The 19,497-nt window shown below is 44.8% G+C and carries 16 protein-coding genes; 1 reads left to right on the forward strand and 15 read right to left on the reverse strand.

Going from position 1 to position 19,497, the window contains the following annotated elements:
* The first annotated feature begins 42 nt into the window (after positions 1-42).
* Positions 43-561: a ribosome biogenesis factor YjgA gene (gene yjgA, locus DBZ36_RS01515; protein ID WP_120353162.1), complete on the forward strand. Its 519-nt coding sequence runs from the start codon at positions 43-45 to the stop codon at positions 559-561.
* A 74-nt stretch (positions 562-635) separates the two neighbouring features.
* Here yjgA and tldD read toward each other — a convergent pair whose 3' ends face one another.
* The 15 genes from tldD to DBZ36_RS01590 form a co-directional block, all read right to left on the reverse strand.
* Positions 636-2,081 carry a metalloprotease TldD gene (gene tldD / locus DBZ36_RS01520; protein WP_120353163.1) on the reverse strand — a complete coding sequence of 482 codons (1,446 nt, stop codon included), beginning with the start codon at positions 2,079-2,081 and terminating at the stop codon, positions 636-638.
* 10 nt (positions 2,082-2,091) lie between these two features.
* Entirely contained in the window at positions 2,092-2,910 is an 819-nt protein-coding gene (locus DBZ36_RS01525; protein WP_233558074.1) for a carbon-nitrogen hydrolase family protein, read from the reverse strand.
* 18 nt (positions 2,911-2,928) lie between these two features.
* Positions 2,929-6,819 carry a YhdP family protein gene (locus DBZ36_RS01530; protein ID WP_120353164.1) on the reverse strand — a complete coding sequence of 1,297 codons (3,891 nt, stop codon included), beginning with the start codon at positions 6,817-6,819 and terminating at the stop codon, positions 2,929-2,931.
* 4 nt (positions 6,820-6,823) lie between these two features.
* Complete coding sequence (gene rng, locus DBZ36_RS01535) at positions 6,824-8,293, reverse strand: ribonuclease G (RefSeq protein ID WP_120353165.1); 1,470 nt, start codon at positions 8,291-8,293, stop codon at positions 6,824-6,826.
* A gap of 1 nt (position 8,294) precedes the next feature.
* Entirely contained in the window at positions 8,295-8,873 is a 579-nt protein-coding gene (locus DBZ36_RS01540; protein WP_407641476.1) for a Maf family protein, read from the reverse strand.
* Positions 8,873-9,337, reverse strand: coding sequence for a rod shape-determining protein MreD (gene mreD, locus DBZ36_RS01545; RefSeq protein ID WP_120353167.1), 465 nt, complete (start codon positions 9,335-9,337; stop codon positions 8,873-8,875). The genes DBZ36_RS01540 and mreD overlap by 1 nt, the downstream gene beginning before the upstream one ends.
* A gap of 8 nt (positions 9,338-9,345) precedes the next feature.
* Positions 9,346-10,179 (reverse strand): rod shape-determining protein MreC, encoded by an 834-nt coding sequence (gene mreC / locus DBZ36_RS01550; protein WP_120353168.1) that lies wholly within the window; start codon positions 10,177-10,179, stop codon positions 9,346-9,348.
* A gap of 105 nt (positions 10,180-10,284) precedes the next feature.
* On the reverse strand, positions 10,285-11,328 hold the full coding sequence (locus tag DBZ36_RS01555) for a rod shape-determining protein (RefSeq protein WP_120353169.1): 1,044 nt from the start codon (positions 11,326-11,328) through the stop codon (positions 10,285-10,287).
* Positions 11,329-11,472: 144 nt separating this feature from the next.
* Positions 11,473-15,987: a DUF6701 domain-containing protein gene (locus tag DBZ36_RS01560; RefSeq protein ID WP_120353170.1), complete on the reverse strand. Its 4,515-nt coding sequence runs from the start codon at positions 15,985-15,987 to the stop codon at positions 11,473-11,475.
* Complete coding sequence (locus DBZ36_RS01565; protein WP_120353171.1) at positions 15,977-16,474, reverse strand: MSHA biogenesis protein MshP; 498 nt, start codon at positions 16,472-16,474, stop codon at positions 15,977-15,979. Before DBZ36_RS01565 ends, DBZ36_RS01560 begins: the two co-directional genes overlap by 11 nt.
* On the reverse strand, positions 16,464-17,243 hold the full coding sequence (locus DBZ36_RS01570) for a prepilin-type N-terminal cleavage/methylation domain-containing protein (protein ID WP_120353172.1): 780 nt from the start codon (positions 17,241-17,243) through the stop codon (positions 16,464-16,466). Before DBZ36_RS01570 ends, DBZ36_RS01565 begins: the two co-directional genes overlap by 11 nt.
* Positions 17,243-17,812, reverse strand: coding sequence for a type IV pilus modification PilV family protein (locus tag DBZ36_RS01575; RefSeq protein WP_120353173.1), 570 nt, complete (start codon positions 17,810-17,812; stop codon positions 17,243-17,245). The genes DBZ36_RS01570 and DBZ36_RS01575 overlap by 1 nt, the downstream gene beginning before the upstream one ends.
* Positions 17,802-18,278, reverse strand: a complete 477-nt coding sequence (locus DBZ36_RS01580; protein WP_120353174.1) for a prepilin-type N-terminal cleavage/methylation domain-containing protein — start codon at positions 18,276-18,278, stop codon at positions 17,802-17,804. The genes DBZ36_RS01575 and DBZ36_RS01580 overlap by 11 nt, the downstream gene beginning before the upstream one ends.
* Positions 18,279-18,358: 80 nt before the next feature.
* Positions 18,359-18,844: a prepilin-type N-terminal cleavage/methylation domain-containing protein gene (locus DBZ36_RS20750; protein ID WP_120353175.1), complete on the reverse strand. Its 486-nt coding sequence runs from the start codon at positions 18,842-18,844 to the stop codon at positions 18,359-18,361.
* Between the two features lie 144 nt (positions 18,845-18,988).
* The gene (locus DBZ36_RS01590) at positions 18,989-19,477 is read right to left on the reverse strand and encodes a prepilin-type N-terminal cleavage/methylation domain-containing protein (RefSeq protein WP_120353176.1); all 489 of its coding nucleotides are present in this window, start codon (positions 19,475-19,477) and stop codon (positions 18,989-18,991) included.
* Positions 19,478-19,497: the final 20 nt, after the last annotated feature.

Below are 19,497 nucleotides of genomic sequence, written 5' to 3' on the forward strand. Positions count from 1 at the left end.
TTAGTGATATCATTGCGCGATTACAGTTATTGAGAAGCCCCCATGTCAGAAAAGCCATTTGACGAACCAGAAGACGAGATCATCTGGGTCAGTAAATCGGAGATGAAACGCGAGTCGCAGTTAAAGCGTGAGATCGCTATCAGTCTGATAGCCTTGAAAGTCAAGCAAGTAGAAACCGTGCCCTTAAGTGCGGAAATGTTTGAAGCGGTTGCCTTAGGTCGTCGCTTGCAAGGTAAGCATGAAGCATTGCGTCGCCACTTAAACTATATGGCCAAACTGATGTTCCATGAGGATCTAGAAGGCATAGAATTAGCGTTAAGATTAGTCAAAGATGCGCCTTTTTTACACAAGCGCAAGCTAGAAGAACTTGAACTTTTGAGTGCAAAAGTCATCCAAGAAGGGGATGCAGCAGTCGAGCAGCTATTAGCCGATTATCCTAAATTAGAGCGCCAACGGATCCGCCAAATAACGCGCAACACTAAGAAGAATGGCGAAGAGAAGACGATAGTGGAATTGACTAAGTTTTTGAAAAAAGAACTATTGGAAGCCGGTCTATTCTAAAATAGTAATCGTTTTGGAACAAAAAAAGCGGCTCTACATTTGTAGTGCCGCTTTTTTATTGAAAGTCGTGCGAGCTAAACCGTACCGCCGACGGTCAATTGGTCAAGCTTTAAAGTCGGCTGTCCCACACCTACCGGTACGCTTTGACCGTCTTTGCCACAAATCCCAACGCCCATATCGAGATTTAAATCGTTACCAACCATAGAGACTTGCTGCATCGCTTCAGGGCCATTTCCAATCAATGTTGCGCCTTTAATCGGAGCAGTTACTTTGCCATCTTCGATTAAATAGGCTTCCGATGCCGAAAATACAAATTTACCAGATGTAATGTCCACTTGGCCGCCGCCAAAGTTAGGCGCATAAATACCTTTTTTAACCGAGGCAATGATTTCCTCGTGTTCGCTCTCGCCTGCTAACATATAGGTATTGGTCATACGCGGCATAGGTAAATGAGCATATGATTCTCGTCGGCCATTACCCGTCGCTTTAGTCCCCATTAAGCGCGCATTCATTTTGTCCTGCATGTAGCCGCATAAAATACCGTTTTCAATGAGTACATTATATTGACCCGCTGTACCTTCATCATCAATGCTCAATGAGCCACGTCTATTTTGAAGGGTGCCATCATCAACGATAGTACATAACGAAGACGCAACTCGTTTACCCATTTTTCCAGAAAAAGCGGATGAGCCTTTGCGGTTAAAATCACCTTCGAGTCCGTGTCCAACAGCTTCATGTAAAAGCACGCCTGGCCAACCGCTACCAAGTACCACTGGCATTAAACCGGCAGGAGCATCTACCGCTTCGAGATTTACCATGGCTTGTCGAACGGCCTCTTTAACAAAATTCATTGCCAGCTCTAAACCATTTTGTTCTTCAAAAAATACATTGTAATCGTGACGTCCACCACCACCAGAAGAGCCGCGCTCACGGCGTCCATTGCGCTCGGCAAGCACTGAACAACTAAAACGAACCAGTGGCCGAACGTCGTTAGCTAAAGTTCCATCACTTGCGGCCACTAGCACTTCTTCAAATACACCGCTAAGGCTAACCGTTACTTGCGTAATACTCGGCTCTAAGCTGCGCGCGTATGCGTCGGCTCGTTTTAGCAGATCTATTTTTTGTGGTCGAGGAATACTATTTAGCGGATCGACATGGCTATAAAATGCCGGATGCTTTTGAGGCGTAAAGTCGGCCACTTGGCCTTTACCACCAATTCGGCTAATACCTGAAGCAGCTTCACAGATTTGTAATAGCGAATCCATTTCGATGCTGTCGCAATAGGCAAAACCACTTTGTTCACCACTAACGGCGCGAACACCGACACCTTGTTCTACATTATAATTACCTTCGCGGACAATCCCGTCCTCTAAGACCCACGACTCATGGCGACTTTTCTGAAAGTATAAATCTGAATAATCCACATCTTTTTTCTGAAGAATACTGAGCGCTTGTTTGAGCCCTGACTCTCCAATTTTGGCAGATACAAGAACAGATTGTTTGAGGTTTTCAAATGCCATGTTTAGTCTTCTATTTCCAAGAAATTTGCAAGTGCTCACTAACAGCTAAAGGCATGTTACGCCGCACTTGATCTATAAGGTCGAAATCAACAGGTACGCTAATCGTTGCGATGTCTTGCTCGCAACTGGCGACAATCGTTCCCCAAGGATCGACGATCATCGAATGCCCCCAAGTCTGGCGTTTTTCTCCGTGCTGACCACATTGATTAGCTGCCACTACATAGCATTGGTTTTCAATCGCCCTGGCTTGTATCAGTTGTTGCCAGTGCGCAGAACCGGTTGCTGCGGTAAACGCCGCGGGGATGGTAACGATATCACAGCCCTGTTTTCGCAACAGCTGATATAACGCGCTAAATCGCAGATCAAAGCAAATACTTAGACCTACGCGAGCTTTTTTAGTATCAAAACAAGCCAAACGCGAGCCAGCCTTAAAACTATCAGACTCACGATACCGACCAACGCCATCAGCTACATCAACATCGAACAAATGCAGTTTGTCGTATGATTCGAGCAATTGACCTTGCGGATCAAAGGCTAAAGATGTCGTATAGCATCGTTGAGGATCCGAGCATAAAATCGGAAAACTACCGGCTATCAAATAGCTTTGCGACTCTTTAGCCCATTGTGCTAAAACACGCTGAACAGGACCCTGACCCCGCGCTTCTGCAATCCCAAGGTAAGCTTCTCGCTGCGCCATTAATGCAAAGTTTTCAGGCAACAAGATAAGGTCGCCAGCTCGACAACTTAAGCCCTCTATTAGCAACCGTGCTTGTTCAAGATTCGCGTCGAGATCATCTTGGGAGTTCATTTGTATCGCGTGCAATTGCATAGCTATAATCCTTCGGTACTATTGAGCACTTCCCTTAACGGCTTCCCACATATCGTTCGGCATTTTCATAGGTTCTTGCACTCGTTGCGATTCAATAAGTTCCGGTTGTTCGATATTACCACTGAGTTGGAAATCAACACGGGTAACGACATCGACCACCGGTTCAAATAGTTTTGAAAGTGCGTAGACAGCAACGCCCGTAATCGGAGTTGCAACGAAAGCGGTAACTACGGCAACACTGGTCGTTAGATTTGGAGAAAAACTCACTCGATAATCAATCAAACCACTTTGAAAGTTCAAACTTCCCTGCCCTCGTAGGTTTCCGGCTCCGCCATTTAAATAAAAATCATCGTTTTGTACTAAACCATTTTTAGCCTGAATTGACGCACTGATGGAATCATAGTGCAGGCCTTTATCAAACACGTCGGTAAAATCAAGCTTAAGCCGACGCCTTACACTTTCCAGACTAGCAATAGCTAGCCAACGGGTTCCTTTGTCATCGACTTCAGTAAATGTACCCTGTTCACCATTAAACTTTGCATAACCGCTCAGCGAAGATAGCAAGGGTTGGAAGGGGGCGTCATTCCAACTAAGGTTTGCAACTAGCGTGGCTGGCGTATCTAGAATTGGACTTTCTATGCCTAAGTTGTTGATGAAGGACTCCAAGGATTGGCTGTTATAGTCAACTCGCATTCGAGTAAATTCTTTTTTAGAGGAGCGGCTATACCAATCGAAATCCAAATTTAGTTTATTCTGAGCCTGGTTGATATCGAGCGTTGCATGCTCAATTACACCTTTTTTGACCGGTACATTGATAGCTACCTGTCCGAGATTATAGCGACCAATTTCACAACGTTTACAATTCAAACGCCAAGGCACCATATTCTCTCTCAAACGACGAACTTGCTCCACTGGCATGCGACGATTCTGACTCTCCAATAAACTTTCATTTTCATCTGGTTTAGCAATTTGCATTTGTGCTAATAGCGCTTTCTCAATATCAATTTGAATAGGATTTTGAATGCTAATCAGTTTTGGGATCTTAGCGCTTAGTGTCACTTGCTTGGATTGTAAGCGTAATGGCGTCGATGATCTTGGTAAGTATTCGATACTTAGGTCGTCGATAAATTGCTGATTCCAGTCTAATTTATCGATTTCGGTACGCAAATATACCAAGTTTGGCCACTGTAGTGTCGAACTAGAATTTACTGTTCTCGTTGACGATTTGTGCTTTACGGAGTTGAAAGCCAGGTCCAACCAAGGCTGTAAACTTAAGCTGGGATAGTTAATGTCAATCGCTAAACCTGAATCCTTGCGTACTGATTTGACGCCACCGAGTTGCAAGTGTATCGATTGAACTTGTAACTTTTCTTGGTGACGTAGGCTGGCGTCGAGTTGCACGTGATTTGGGCTTTGCCAGAAAACTTGGCTACCTTTTTCTGAACCCGAAACCTTGAGTACACTCGGCCATTTTTGACCACGACTTTTTTCCAATGGTTTTGGAAACAAGCTTTGAACACCGACCAAGTCACTATTAAAATTAGCACTGTAGGTGAAGTCTCCACTGCTAGGTAAATCAATATCTACTTGACCCTTCCAATTAAAATCACCCTTCACATAGGGATCTAAGTCAACCGTAATTGCCTCTGAAAACAGCGCAACTGGCCAACGACCTCCAAGCTGAATTTGGGTCTGATTGCTTGTGGCTTGTGGTGCACTAGTAAACGAAAAGTCCAAAGGCAGTTGTTTCCACGAGCCTCGAAATTCTTTGCCTTCAATTGATTCGTTTTCGAAATGTAGGGCGCCATTAGCACCTGAGATGTGATGTCCTAATGCAGCGATATGAATCTCAACATCTTTAAATTGAACATCTCCACTAGCCGAAGCTACATCCTTGCCATTAAGCGGGATCTGCAAAGACAATTGACCATCAACACGACCGTCTTTAAGACGTAACTGCCGCAACCCACTTACGAGTCCCTTGATTGGAGATTCAAGTAAGTAATCGCTCACTTTATGGCTTTCACCCGTAACTTTAGCTTCAATTAATAAGGGGGTCTCCCCGGTTAGCGGGTCGATAGTCGCCAAAACACTTTGGGCTTTTGCTTGTCCAAGACGCGCTGAATCGCTGCGCATAAATAAGCCGTCATTTTGGAATAGCAAATCTAGATCTAGTTGGGTTAGAGCATCCCAATTGGGGTCGAAACGAAACTGAGCATTTCGAAGCGGTAGCATTGCCTGAAACATGCCGTTGTTCTCGGCATATGGAAACTGGCCTAAATCGCCATACCACAATACTTGAGCCGATTCAGCGTTACCGGATTCAATTGCTGCCGACAGGTATTCATGGACACCACTCGGCATTACCCGCGGATAGTAAAGCGATACTCGGCTTGCATCGTCTAAATCCAAATTAGCGACAAGACTCATATGCGGCAGGCTTTGTCCCGCTTGCCACAATAAGCGAGCACTGCCTTCTAGATTGAGTTCTTCAGTGTCCAAAGCAAATTGATGAACAAACAATTGCGGTTGCTGCGAGAATTCTAAACTAAGATGTGCACTGGCTGAATTGAGCTGCCAAGGGTCTTGGAAAAAGTTACCTAATCGAAGCTTCCCTTCTGGCAGCTGTGTTTTGAGCTCAATTCCGCTGCTATTTCCCTTCAATTCCAGTTCAAGTCCTTGAAACATCGGTAATACTGAATGCTCACTTGTATAGAAATCATCAAGCACTAAGGCATAGGACAAGCCTTCTTGCTCGGTGTTAAAATCCAACTCAATCTGCTGTAGATGCCCGGCCTGTATATAACTGTTCCAGTCTGTATCACTGGGATCAAAGAGATCGATAAGCGGCGCAAAGAAATCGACATCTAATTGCTCAAGCAACAGTTTGGCCCGATCGGACTCAAAAACACCCTGCAGTTTTAGTTCCTGACTTTGAGCATCTACGTTGTGTTGAGAGCTATGATGCAGTTTGAAATCATCACTATCGACTCGCCATTGCCTATCACTAGTAGCTAAAGCCTGCATATACGCGCTGTCAATTTTCAGTTGATGCTCAATGCTTTGGTGATCCTGCCAGCTGATACGGCTTGGTTGCCACTGCATTTGCACACTTGCGTTTTGCCCTGCTCCAAGGCTGCCCCAAAGTGAAAAATTTAAACCACTACTAAGCTGGCGTTCCACCAACTCGGGTTTATCCCCAAGTAATGACGCTACGTTTAAGTTGTCCCCATTGATATACCATTGTCCGGTAATACGACCGTCATTAGGGTCACTTTCTAGGTCTACACTGAGCTGCAACTCGCCTTCATGACCTTGACCAAACAACTGTAGGCTGCCCTGCCCCTGGTGATTAAATCCAGAATTCTTCCAAAACAACTGAGGAACTAATACGGTAAAGTCATGAGCTGGTGTGGTGATGTTTAACTGGGCGTTATTGAGGGTAAAGCTTTGTAATTGATTAAGGAAAAGGGAAGTGATTGAAGATGTGTTAGTCCCTTCTTCGGCGCGACCAACACCTGAGTTAAGATAGCGAGGGTCAAAATCAAGACTCAAATTATCCAATATGAGGTCTTTGATCTGCAACTTACCTTGATCGATGCTTTGCCATAAGTCCAATTCGATAAGCACAGCACCAATCTCAATGCTATTTTCACTTGTTTCATCAAACTTTAGTTTGGTATCGCGAAGCACCAATACCGGTCTAAAATTGTAAAATTTAGCGTCTAATCCACCGATATCGACGTTAAGTTCAGTATTATCATTGAGGTAAGTATTAATACCCTGCCTGAAATCATTGGAAAAATATAAACCTAAGCGTAAAAAGCTAAGTAATAGAGCGAAAATGGCCAGCAAAATTGCTAGCCAAAACCAACTGTGTCGGCCAAATCGCCATAGCTTTTCCGTCATAAGCTCACATAAGTACTACATCAAATTGCTCTTGATTGTAGAGCAATTCGGTTTGAACTTTGACTTGTTTTCCCATAAAAACTTCAAGCTCTGCCAAACTGTGTGATTCTTCACCAATTAAGGCTTCTGCTACTTGCGGGGCGGCATAGACAACAAAGTTATCAGCGTCGTAGGCGCGATTAACACGCAATACTTCACGCAGGATTTCATAGCAAACGGTCTCAACCGTTTTAACCGTACCACGACCAAGGCAAGTTGGACATTCGACACACAAAGTATGTTCCAAGGATTCACGTGTACGTTTACGTGTCATCTCGACCAAGCCTAAGGCCGAAAATCCATTGACTTTGGTTTTGGCCCGATCAGATATTAACGCTTGTTCAAAGCTTGCGAGTACTCGACGCCTATGGTCGGCCGAGTTCATATCAATGAAATCAACAATAATAATACCGCCTAGATTGCGCAGCCGCAGGTGACGGGCTATCGCAAGGGTCGCTTCAATATTGGTGTTGAAAATTGTATCGTCTAAATTTCGATGCCCAACAAAACCACCGGTATTAATATCTACAGTGGTCATGGCTTCGGTTTGATCAATAATTAGATAACCGCCTGACTTAAGGTCGACACGACGATTAAGCGCTCGCTTTATTTCGTTCTCAATATCAAACAAGTCGAATATAGGGCGTTCACCGGTGTAAAGCTCTAACAATTGAGAAAACTCAGGGACGTACTCGCCACTAAATTGAACCAAGTTCTCATAGGTTTCTTTAGAGTCGACCCTCACTCGCTCAAGCTCGGTACCAACAAAGTCGCGAATAGTTCGTAGTGCCAGACTTAAGTCTTCGTAGAGCATGGTTTTTGACGGCCGATGGTCTCGCCGCTCTAATACTTTGCGCCATACTCGTTTTAAGAACAACGCATCTTGAGCCAATTCAGTTTCACCAACACCCTCAGCTGCAGTACGAATGATTAACCCTCCGAGTTCATCAACATAAGCACTACATATCGTTTTAAGACGTTCTCGTTCTTCTTCAGATTCTATTCTCTGCGACACCCCTACATGGCTGCTACCGGGCATAAAGACTAAGTAGCGCGAAGGCAAAGTGATGTCAGTGGTTAGCCGCGCACCTTTAGTTCCTAAAGGGTCTTTGACGACTTGTACAACAATGTCTTGACCTTGATGAACCAGCCCTGTTATATCCCGCGCTTGGAATTTTTCTTTGGCATCGGTGTCGACGCATTCAGTATGCGGAACGATATCCGCAGCATGTAGAAATGCTGCTTTGTCTAGACCGATGTCGACAAATGCCGCTTGCATGCCCGGTAAGACCCGGGAAACTTTGCCTTTGTAGATATTACCTACAATGCCGCGTTTTGCCCCACGTTCAATATGAAACTCTTGTAAGATCCCATTCTCTACAAGTGCCACCCGAGTTTCGGCGGGTGTGGTATTAATTAACAGCTCTGCAGACATATTAAGCTCTCAAGGTTATCGATTCTAATAAGCCGGCGGTTTCGACAAGGGGCAAACCAACAACGGCACTGTAACTACCGGCAATACGCCGTACAAATCTGCCACCGATTCCTTGAATCGCATAGCTACCTGCTTTGTCTTGCGGTTCACCTGTATTCCAATAGTCTTGGATCATGGCATCAGAGATTTTGGTAAACGTAACTCTAGTTGTGACCAGTTTGGTGATTTGATATTCGCTGTTATGAATCGAAATTGCGGTCATCACCCGATGTTCGGTCTCTGATAGTTGGCGTAACATACGTTGGCTATCACTAAAATCAGTCGGTTTACCAAATATTTCATTTTCAAGAACAACGATGGTATCAGAAGCCAGAACCGCTAACTGTTGATCACTTCTCAAAAACACGCTCTGCGCTTTTTGCTTGGCTAATCGTTGTACATGTTGGACCGGTGGCTCTTGCGCTAATGGACTTTCGTCAATATCAGCAGCGATTACGCTAAAGCGATACCCTAACTGAGCTAACAGCTCTTGGCGCCTAGGTGATGAAGAAGCCAGAATTAAATCGATGTCTGAGCCCACTATTTGATATCCCAAGTACGGCGAATCCGTCGCAGGATTAAAAATACCCATGGCCACACAAAAATCGAACTTACAATGGGGATAAAGTAGCCACTGTTGAGCCTAACATCATGTACTACATGCTCAGCCCAAAACACAATAAGTCGGTTTAAACCACACAGGACACCGATAATAAGCGCTTGTTGCCAGACTGAATAATTGCGCACTCGAGTATAGTTATTGGCAATTAAGTAAGCCACGATGGAAAGGGCTAATGCCCGAACCCCAAGCGTTGAACCTAATAGTACGTCAAGTAATAAGCCACAGATGAATGCAACCCCGACGTTGGCTCGGCGCGGTAATGCTGTCACCCAATAGGTTAAGCATAAAAGAACCCAGTCCGGACGAAAGCTCTCAAGCACAATTGGGACTGGGATAATAGTAAGTACGAGTGCAACGCATATGGTAAATAAAATGGCTAACATGATGAGTCCTATTTGCGGCTTTGTGACTCAGGCCACAGCAATAATAGATAGCGTAAACGATCCAATTTCACATAAGGTTTGGCTTCGATTTCGGCGTAAGGACGCCCTTCTAGATAGTCAAATCGACTCACCTCAGCAACCGGGTACCCTTCCGGGAAACGTCCTCCTAAGCCCGAAGTCACTAGCACATCTCCAACCTGTATATCAGTGCTACGTGGTAAATTGGGTAGAACTAATCGATCGAGATCGCCACTCCCAACGGCAATAGCACGAATATCGTTACGGGCCACGCGTACCGGTATGCCATGACTGGTATCGTTAATGAGTAGCACATTACTGTTGGTAGCCCCAACTCGGTAAACTTGTCCTACAACACCATTCTCGTCGATAACTGATTGGCCTTCATAAACACCATCGGCACTGCCTTTATCAATAACCACTTGAAAGGAAAACGGCTCAGAATCAACAGCCATAACTTCGGCCACAACTTTTCGGCTGTCATTTCGCAAAGGCGATCCGAGTAGTGCTCGTAGTCTGTCGTTTTCACGTCCGAGGTTTTCTAGCAGCAGTTGGTCAGTTTTAAGCTGCATGATCTGTTGGCTTAAATTTTGATTTTCCTGCAACAGCGCGGATCGAGATTTAAGATTGGTCGACATTTCATCGAAGGCTTGATTAGGGGCATTGGCAATGTATTGCAGAGGACTAACCGCTGCTTGTAAATACATTCGCCATTGGTTGAACGAGCTAAAACTTGAATCGACAACGACTAGTACAAACGACAATATGACCGCGACAAGTAGCCTGAGTTCAAGTGAAGGTCCTTGACCAAAAATGGGTTTCATCTGTTTTCAAGTTGCCTTAAAACAAAATTGCAGGTCTTCATGTGGCTTACACACGAGTCCCTGCAATATTTTTGGATAAACGGGAAATCCGTAAAGCGATAAAGCTTACTCGTAGTGGAACAAATCGCCGCCATGTAGATCGATCATCTCTAGGGCTTTACCGCCACCTCGAGCAACACAGGTCAAAGGATCATCTGCCACTACAACTGGAATACCAGTTTCTTCCATAAGCAAACGATCTAAATCTCGCACGAGGGCACCACCACCAGTAAGAACCATACCACGCTCTGAGATATCTGAAGCCAACTCGGGAGGACTTTGTTCAAGTGCAGTCATTACAGCACTAACAATACCCGATAGAGGTTCTTGAAGCGCTTCTAATATTTCGTTGCTGTTCAAGGTAAAGCTTCTTGGTACACCTTCGGCCAAGTTACGTCCACGTACTTCAATTTCGCGAACTTCATCGCCAGGATAAGCAGAACCAATCACATGTTTAATACGTTCAGCTGTAGCTTCTCCAATTAGGCTGGCATAGTTACGACGTACGTAGCTGATAATCGCTTCATCGAATTTATCACCACCAATACGAACCGATGAAGAATAAACCACACCATTAAGCGAGATGATGGCAACTTCTGTGGTACCGCCACCGATATCAACAACCATAGAGCCGGTCGCTTCAGAGACAGGCAAACCCGCTCCGATTGCCGCTGCCATAGGTTCATCAATCAAAAAGACTTCACGAGCTCCAGCACCCAGAGCAGACTCACGAATGGCTCGGCGCTCTACTTGCGTCGAACCACAAGGTACACACACGAGAACACGAGGACTTGGACGCAAGAAATTGTTGTCATGCACTTGTTTGATAAAGTGCTGCAGCATTTTCTCTGTAATATAAAAGTCGGCTATCACGCCGTCTTTCATTGGACGAATCGCGGTGATATTACCCGGCGTACGACCTAGCATCTGCTTGGCATCGTGACCAACTGCCGCAACACTCTTTGGACTACCGGCACGGTCTTGACGAATGGCAACCACGGAAGGCTCATTAAGCACGATCCCTTGGTCTTTAACGTAAATCAGAGTGTTCGCTGTACCCAAATCGATAGATAAATCGTTTGAGAACACACCACGAAGCTTTTTTAACATACGGGACTAAATCCTGAGAGTTCAAAGTGGAAGAGAAAAATTTGCCTAACTTTACCAATCCCTTCAGCATAGAGCAAGCAAGGCCTGCTCTAGGATCGCAATAGCTTGAGCATCAAAATGTTTACGCTAAGGTTTTTATCCATCCTAATTGCCTAATTCACGCCAATATAGAACTCGATCATGGCCTCTATATGCTCCAAAAATGGCCTTTGCTTTCGGTTCGATTAAACCAGTTGCCTCACCATCCCAAAACCATTGTAACCAAGGTTCAAGCACCAAAGGGGCTGTTACCGTGCCAATGTAGGCGCTTGAACCAGTAGCACTCCAAAATAGCTCTGATTCGCCCTCTACTATTTGAGTGGTATTCGAGCGCCTACTCACCAATTGATCACCACTTAAGGCTGGATCGTAACTTTCAGTCACATCACTAAGCGCAACACCTGTATAGGTTGAGCAACTATCATCAACATTGATTAGCCATACGTTACCATCGAAATACTCAACTCGCACCGGCATCGCAAATTCTTGGTAGGGCGACCCGCTAACATCATTCATTTGCAATCGTCCGTAGCGCATCAAAAAGTTTTTATCTTTCGCTATGTCTTCAAACACAAAATCTAGACACGCAGCCGAAGCACTATCTCGATAGCAAATATTATCCAAATCAAAGAGGCTATCAGCAGCCAAGGTCAAATCGAACTCTGCGAAAAACGGAACGACAGGATCAAAACTGCGTTGATAAAGAAGTTCGGTGTCTTCAAGCCAAGCAAGCTTTTGGGTTTGTGAGCTTGGGCTATATTGCGTTGAACCAGCGACTGCTTCAATTGGCGTATCTAAACTGTCATGGGAATAGCTAGTATCCCACTGTTGGGCATTGGCAAAACGCCACCAATCTCCGATTTGATAATTTGAAGTTGCGCCTCCGAGGCTACCAAAACCAAGCACTCGAATCGTCGGTAGCGCTGCATTGTCAAATTTAAAAGGCTGGTCCATGTAGGTAAACGCTGTAGCAGTACTGCACTGGGCAGCTAACAATGGTTCGACCTGTTCTATAAGCTCCAAATAAGCAGGCGTAAAACGCCCATAATGATCACTAGATGAACGTGATTGATCGATAGTTGTATTTAGATAGGTCAAATCACTGGATAGTTCGAGGCTAAAGCTACCGACTTCTGAATAGCTTTGACTATAAGAATTGGCACTCGCACCTTGCGCCATTGCGATGCTCTCAGTGGTGATCGCTCCAAGGGTTCCATCGCTTGGATCACCGGCGGCAACTGTAGGCGCTTCTAAATAGGCTTGTAACCCAATATTAGCTAGCTCAAAGTTTTGGACCACTGGATTGTCACTATAATCGCTATCATTATCTTGCACCCAACACACCGCTTGAGCCGCAAAGTTAAAGCTCTCCTGAGCTTTCGCTTGCACACTACAGCTTGTATTGAGGCATGATGCGACTCCACCGCTAAAGTAGATCCCTTGTGGTTGGCTCACCCATTGTGAACTTCCCTCAAGCTCAATCGTTTGCCCGCTGTTATCGGGAACACTTTGACTGAGTTCAAATGCGAGTTTTAAACTGCCGACCTCAGGATAATCAAGGGATACTTTAGCCGCTCCCGTTGCATCAAATTGAACGGCTCGCAAGGTATTAGTTTGGCCACCTGACAAACTAAGGGTTTGTCCGCTAGTACTTAAATCTTTAATACTGATACTGGCTTGGTTTACAACGTTGCTTGGGTTTTGATAGTCAAAAGTAAACAATAAATCATGCTGTTGATTTTGTAATAAAGGTAGGCACTGCCTCGGATTTGTGGTGCTTTGCTGAACAGCATACATCTCCAGTTCACCCGAAGTCTTACACGCAAGTTGAGTTGGTGTTTGCATCAGCAGACCGGCTTGCTCAAAATTGACTAAGCATTGGCTATTGTCGGAAACTTCTGCCCCATCCACAAAACAACGCATTGCAGCGTCTGGATTGCCGTTTCTAAGGTCAAGTAATGCGCTGCCGCCATCGGTATGCCATAAGGATTCGGCAGTGTTCCCGGTAAAGTTTAAGTCGCTATACTCAACATTATTTTTATATAGTTTAACATTCGCCGGTTCAGAGTATTCAGTGCTGCAAGTCTCATCAATGCAAGCACGAACTGTTAATTCTTGCGATTGGCAAGCCAGCGCCGAACTACTAAAACTTAAACGGTAGTGATCGATATTGTTGACCACCGGATCATCTTCAATGGCAAAGTAGCTGATATTCTCGTTGACGTGACTACGTTCAGAGTTCTGATACTGATCTTCTTCGACCATTAGGTTGTATTGAGTATTACTAATACTACAACGTCTCAACCAACCGCCATTATTTCCTAGTCGACCATTGATAGAAGCGACGATCGAAGGCGGGTTAGAAAACAGTAGCGTTTGAAAGGTTTGGGTATGTGAATCACTACATTGACCATTTGGGTCAATAACCCCGCCACCAGCCAACGTTTCACCGCGACCGAATTGAAATTTGTAACTCACACTATCTTTATCAACTTGCCCTGTCCCAACTTTCGCCGCTAAATAAGCTACTGTCTCAGAATCCAAGCTATTAGTTCTAACGTTACCCGGTTGACAACGAGGGTTATTGCCCCCGTCATAGGCTTCTGAGGCATCAATGGCAGTAGAAACATTACCATTAATGGTCCCCGAACGAGACGTAAACCAGCATGCATCACTATTTTGATTTTGACGATTGTTTAGCGTCTGAACTTGAGTTAAGACAACCGGATAATCATTTGCATTAATTCCGGTGTTTTGATAAATGCTAGTTGCATTGGTTGTATTCGGTGGCCCTAGTAAGCTCTCGTTGTTAGTTGTTGTTCCGGCATAAAACTCAACACCATCAATGGTTTGAACCTGGGATCCAACCGAACTTGCAATCCAATGAAAATCACTTTCTTTAGCTGTTGTAATACTACCGGGTGGAATACGTACCCAATAGTCAAAACCTGTCGTACTTACATTAGAGACTTGCACTGCAATTGGACCATCATTATTGGCGTCAGTTGGATCAATACTGCTCATGGCGAAAACAACCGGAATATCGCTAAGTGTTGAGCCAAAATCAACTCGACCTTGAGCACCACCAGCCTGATTACTGACTTTTCCCCATAAGAAAATGGTTTCCGGAACCGGCGGCTCAATATATACGAAACCTTGCCCATTCATTCGTAGCTTTTGGCTATTAACTCGCCCATAAATACCCGATTGCCCGCTAATACTGACCTCTCCATGGCCATATACATTTCCGGTAATTTCAGAAGTTCCCGAAATATCTAGTTTACCTTCACCTTTGAATACATCGCCGGTAACAATTGTATTGCCAGACATAGATGAGAAAACCGATGAACCTTCTCCGACAATGTTTCCGGTGATATTAGAGTCTTGGATATCAAATTGACCAACAACGCGCAGCCCATCCCCAAGCGTAGACAACTCGATAGAGGTATAACTCCCTGAATATACAGAGCCAGTAATTGTCGATCCACTGACAATGGTATTCCCCTGATTACTCACACTATAGCCGGCAATATTGGTGTTTTGACTAACAGTTAGCTGCTTTTGTGCCATCACATTTTCGCCCACTGAGGCACTACTGATATCAACGTTACTTGCACTCGACCAGACGTTTTTCGCAACCGACGCAGAATTTTCAAGCTTGGCGACACCGGCCGCGGCAAGATCTCCTGCGACACTAGACTGATTGAGCGTCACAGCGTTAAGCTGAGAAACCAAATTTCCGCTAAGTACCGAGTTATTACGCACGTTGACGTCACCATTTGCATGAACGTCGCCACTTACATTGGTATTATCTAGCGAGTTCCCATAAGCTTCAAAAACAACCTCGCTATCAAGATCCAAATTATTCAGCTGGGCACTCTGGTGGAAAAATAATTGAAGGCTGGAGTCTTGCGATTGAATTGTCGATCGGCTGGACGGGCTCGAAAAGCTATTGACATTAATTTGAGTAAAATCAGAAGACCCGCCAATAGAACCAAAGCTTAAGTTACTTGCACCGCCAATACTGAAATTAGTCACCCACAAATTAAAATCTGTCCCGAAAAAACCGAGGAAGTTTATGTCAACGCTTCCGTTCACGACTAGGTTATTAACTTTTACTGATGTTCCCCATATATATAATACGCAACCATCATTTAAGGTGATCGTGTCATATTCATCTTCAAAAGCTGAAATCCCACCCGAGCAGCTGAGATCGTTATTACTCGAATATATGAAAGAACCGCTCGGTTTAATCGGCTTACTTGGTAAGGCAGGAATACTTGGCAAAGGATCAACTGCTGGAAGTGTAATACCCGTAATCGGGTTGCCACTGATCTCGCAGCGCTGTCTGCCGCCGGAGCCATCGTCACAAGTTCCGCTACTCCAACTGGGGTTACTACAGTAATCCAATACTGCACCACCGCTACCATCGATAGTTGAACTACCTTGCATGATTAAATGGTCGCCGTTCGAGTTACAATCAGCATTGTTCCCCAAATGCCCTTGAGCTACCGCAGGGAAATAACTCTCAAAGTCATCCACAGGAATGCTCACCTCGGCACGAAGCTGCCCAGCAACGATCAAAAGCAGAATCGAAACAATAAGCTTACTAATCTTCACGGGCACCTACCTCTATACTTCGTTGTACTCGCAAGCAAGAATTGAATGAATCACTACTACTACAAGCGTCTGTGCCACAGCTAGCAGTACTATTTATTTGATATTCAAGGGCTGGGCTAAGACTAGTTGTAAACTCTTGGCAGCGAATCGTAATAGCGCAGCTGTGAAATCCGGTTAAACCAGTATCTGAGCCGATATCCCACTGACTATTATCAATACTTGCGCATTCGATGCTAGGGCTAGAAGATGACGAATCAATTGGATAAAGACTCGCTAAAGCACGATCCGCTCCGCTGTTAGCTGCATACAGAGCGCGGATACCAAGCACCTCGATATTTAGTGCATGTTCGCTAGCTCGAAAAAAACGAAACATAGAAATTGCCACCAAAGACATCACAACGGTTATAAATACAGCAATAATCACAGAGCTCCCCCGTTGCTGTGACGGTAGGCGTTGTTGATGAGATACTAAATGACTATGGCGCATTGACTACCTGAACTTGATGGTTATACCGGAAACTCTCGCCGAGCACTTCGAATTCGGGCTGCAATACCACCAGTGCGGCACCGACCAAACTTGACTCACGAGCGGCAAATACATCAACGTTAATTATGTTTTCAGACATCAAAATGCCCTGCCCCAATGCTCCCTCGGATGGTGTTGAAGCATTCTGCCAAGCATAATTCTGATAGAGCATTAGTTCACCATTGTTGAGCACGCAATAGGTAATCGCGCGCTCAAACATATAATAGCGGTTGCGGTCTGATTCAGATATAAATGCCCCAGGGCTACCAATTTCAAGCTCGAAGACATCAGCAGATGCATTAGCAACAGACAGCACTTCAAATCGTGCACTAGCGCCAGCTTGTGATAGATATAGCTCAGCATCGCTGCGAGCACCGATACTGACAAACTCACCAACAAGTGGAACGCTCGACGAAAAAACATGCATGCTATTAGCGGTTGTAGGAAAGAAAGGTGCTTCAATATAACTACCGGCATTACTCATTGGGATCAACTCCAGACAACGACCGCCACCCGAAATGCGAATGCTATTAGGAACTGCACTACGGATATCGCGAGTCATGCGCTCAATTGAAAAACGGCTTTGAGCCAAGGTGCGCTCTATCGCTGTATTGTCGGTATAAACCTGAATGCCATAGCCAGTAAAGTTACTGACACCTATCACAATCACGCCAAGGATGACGATCACAATCACCAACTCAACTAAAGTAAATCCTTTAGTCGACTTCATTAATAGTTGCTCCGAATCGCGTGGAAAGGAATAACTTCGTTGCCGGGTGTGGTCACCGCAACTTCAATAATTTTTTGGCTTTGATCTTCAGCGCCAGACGAACTCGGGTAATACACCGTAACCTCAACTTGATAACCTGGATAGTCGTCACTGTAAGTTCGCGAGCTAGAAACCATTAAGGTGTTTTGATTTAGTCCATGATAATCATCAACATCAGAGTAGAAATCTCGCGGTTTAACTTGCCCACAATCATTAGCAACGCAGGGCCCAAATAAACTACTTGGGGTACATGTTTTGCTCAGGGGATCGTTGCCATTGCATGCAGGTAAGCCACCACTGGGGCCACTATTTTCATCATAACGGCTGTTCCAGGCTTCATTCAAAATCGAATGGGCTAGTTCAGCGGCGCGAACCCGATGCAGATTTGAAACCGAACGGCCACTCTCAGGGAATATAGCTGTGGCTAGAAAAACTAAACTGATAGCCAACACAATGATCCCCAGAATAAGCTCGACTAGGGTAAAGCCGGCCTGTTGTTTTCGCTGAGCATGCCTCGAGCTACGGCGCATAAATGTAGCCCTCTGAGCTAACAGAAACAGCTAATTGGTCAACACCCGAAATTTGTATGCATGATGGTTGACACACTCCGTCTTGGCTTGAGTTAAAACTACTGCGTCCAAAGAAATCAAAATATACATCGAAGCTTTGCGCATTAGATGGCAATAGTGTGACTTGGACGCTGGAGTCGATATCTATTATTGGATCGTTAACGATGATGGTTGAACAGCTTGTATCCAAATGCTGGCTTCTGTAGCTCGTACCCGTAAAAGTCGTACGGTAACAGCGATCCCGGTTATTCATCGCCAACTGCTGTACTCGGCGAAGCTCAGCAATGATATCTTGTTGTTGGGTGTAGCTTGCATAGTTCGAACCCGTCAATAGACGCGGGGCGCCCGCCACGACTAATACCGCAATGATAATGATAACAATAATAAGCTCTAGCAAACTAAAGCCTAACGGTTCGGTTAAACGCACCCTGTAATCCTTCTAGCAAAAAGCCGCACGAATGCGGCTTTTAGTATACCTAAAATGTTGTAACTCAGGTAGTTAGTTGGCTAACACTGGCTCACGTCCAATTCAACCGTTGCCAAACTTCCAGACGTCGCTTCTTTGTAGGTTAATGTGCAACCTGTACCGGAAAAACCAGCTGGTTTTACAACGCCTTCAGTCCCATCAGCCCCTTCGGTAACAAATTCCCAATCACCTGTATCGCTGGCTGTGCTGATCGACATATCCACCCAGTTTACAACCGCTGTGCTGTTAAAGGACTCATTCGCAGGATAACCGAAAATGGTTTTCACATTGGTGCCATCAACATCAGTATCTTGAGCTGAACTAGAAGATTCCAAACCTTGAAGCGCAGATTTGGAATACACCAAGTTAGCACCGCCTTTCACTGCCGCCTCGAGCCCTTTAAGGGTTGACTCGCGCGCATCCGATTGTAAGTCGATGAACTTAGGTGCAGCTGTAACAGCTAAGATACCCAATATTATGATGACAATTACTAATTCTATTAACGTAAAACCGCTAGTTCTTTTCATTTTTTTCCTACCAATATGTGCTGCCAAAATAAGCTATATTGTAATTAGTTGTGTGCTGCCGAATTCATTGAACTACAGCGGATAAGCCCTGTAAGTCCAATAGCTTAACATTGAATGCGGCTCTTTAAGTAATGCTTTACATGATTAACAGCCATCGGCTTCAACGGTGTAGGTTGGAGCAGCGATCGAAGTCGCTTCTTCATATTCAAAGTAACAATCTGCCCCGGAAAAACCTGCTGGTTTTAATTGGGTTTCACTTGGAACTCGTTCCCAATCACCTGTAGTACCGATAGCACCGCTAATAGTTGCATCAAGCCATAGCGCTAATTCTGTATTGTCGTTAAATGATGACTCTGATGGATAACCAAATTTAGCTGTTACATCAGCAGCTCCATCGCCACTAACATCAACGTTTTTGCTAGAACCATCAACAGATTCTTGCCCCTGAATCGCAGCCTTAGAATAAACCAAGTTTGCACCACCTTTAACGGCAGCTTCTAGACCTTTGAGCGTCGATTCTCGCGCATCAGATTGTAGATTAATAAATTTAGGTGCAGCCGTTACCGCTAATATTCCTAAGATAATGATTACAATGACCAATTCAATAAGGGTAAAACCATTTGATTTTCTCATTATTACTTCCTCACAAAGAT

This window comes from Alginatibacterium sediminis, from assembly GCF_003610775.1.
Lineage (GTDB): Bacteria > Pseudomonadota > Gammaproteobacteria > Enterobacterales > Celerinatantimonadaceae > Alginatibacterium > Alginatibacterium sediminis.

Excerpts from the sequence above, each read along its gene's own strand:
- yjgA (WP_120353162.1), top strand. The coding sequence starts at position 43 with ATGTCAGAAAAGCCATTTGACGAACCAGAAGACGAGATCATCTGGGTC.
- tldD (WP_120353163.1), bottom strand. The coding sequence starts at position 2,081 with ATGGCATTTGAAAACCTCAAACAATCTGTTCTTGTATCTGCCAAAATT.
- DBZ36_RS01525 (WP_233558074.1), bottom strand. The coding sequence starts at position 2,910 with ATGCAATTGCACGCGATACAAATGAACTCCCAAGATGATCTCGACGCG.
- DBZ36_RS01530 (WP_120353164.1), bottom strand. The coding sequence starts at position 6,819 with ATGACGGAAAAGCTATGGCGATTTGGCCGACACAGTTGGTTTTGGCTA.
- rng (WP_120353165.1), bottom strand. The coding sequence starts at position 8,293 with ATGTCTGCAGAGCTGTTAATTAATACCACACCCGCCGAAACTCGGGTG.
- mreD (WP_120353167.1), bottom strand. The coding sequence starts at position 9,337 with ATGTTAGCCATTTTATTTACCATATGCGTTGCACTCGTACTTACTATT.
- mreC (WP_120353168.1), bottom strand. The coding sequence starts at position 10,179 with ATGAAACCCATTTTTGGTCAAGGACCTTCACTTGAACTCAGGCTACTT.
- DBZ36_RS01555 (WP_120353169.1), bottom strand. The coding sequence starts at position 11,328 with ATGTTAAAAAAGCTTCGTGGTGTGTTCTCAAACGATTTATCTATCGAT.
- DBZ36_RS01565 (WP_120353171.1), bottom strand. The coding sequence starts at position 16,474 with ATGCGCCATAGTCATTTAGTATCTCATCAACAACGCCTACCGTCACAG.
- DBZ36_RS01570 (WP_120353172.1), bottom strand. The coding sequence starts at position 17,243 with ATGAAGTCGACTAAAGGATTTACTTTAGTTGAGTTGGTGATTGTGATC.
- DBZ36_RS01575 (WP_120353173.1), bottom strand. The coding sequence starts at position 17,812 with ATGCGCCGTAGCTCGAGGCATGCTCAGCGAAAACAACAGGCCGGCTTT.
- DBZ36_RS20750 (WP_120353175.1), bottom strand. The coding sequence starts at position 18,844 with ATGAAAAGAACTAGCGGTTTTACGTTAATAGAATTAGTAATTGTCATC.
- DBZ36_RS01590 (WP_120353176.1), bottom strand. The coding sequence starts at position 19,477 with ATGAGAAAATCAAATGGTTTTACCCTTATTGAATTGGTCATTGTAATC.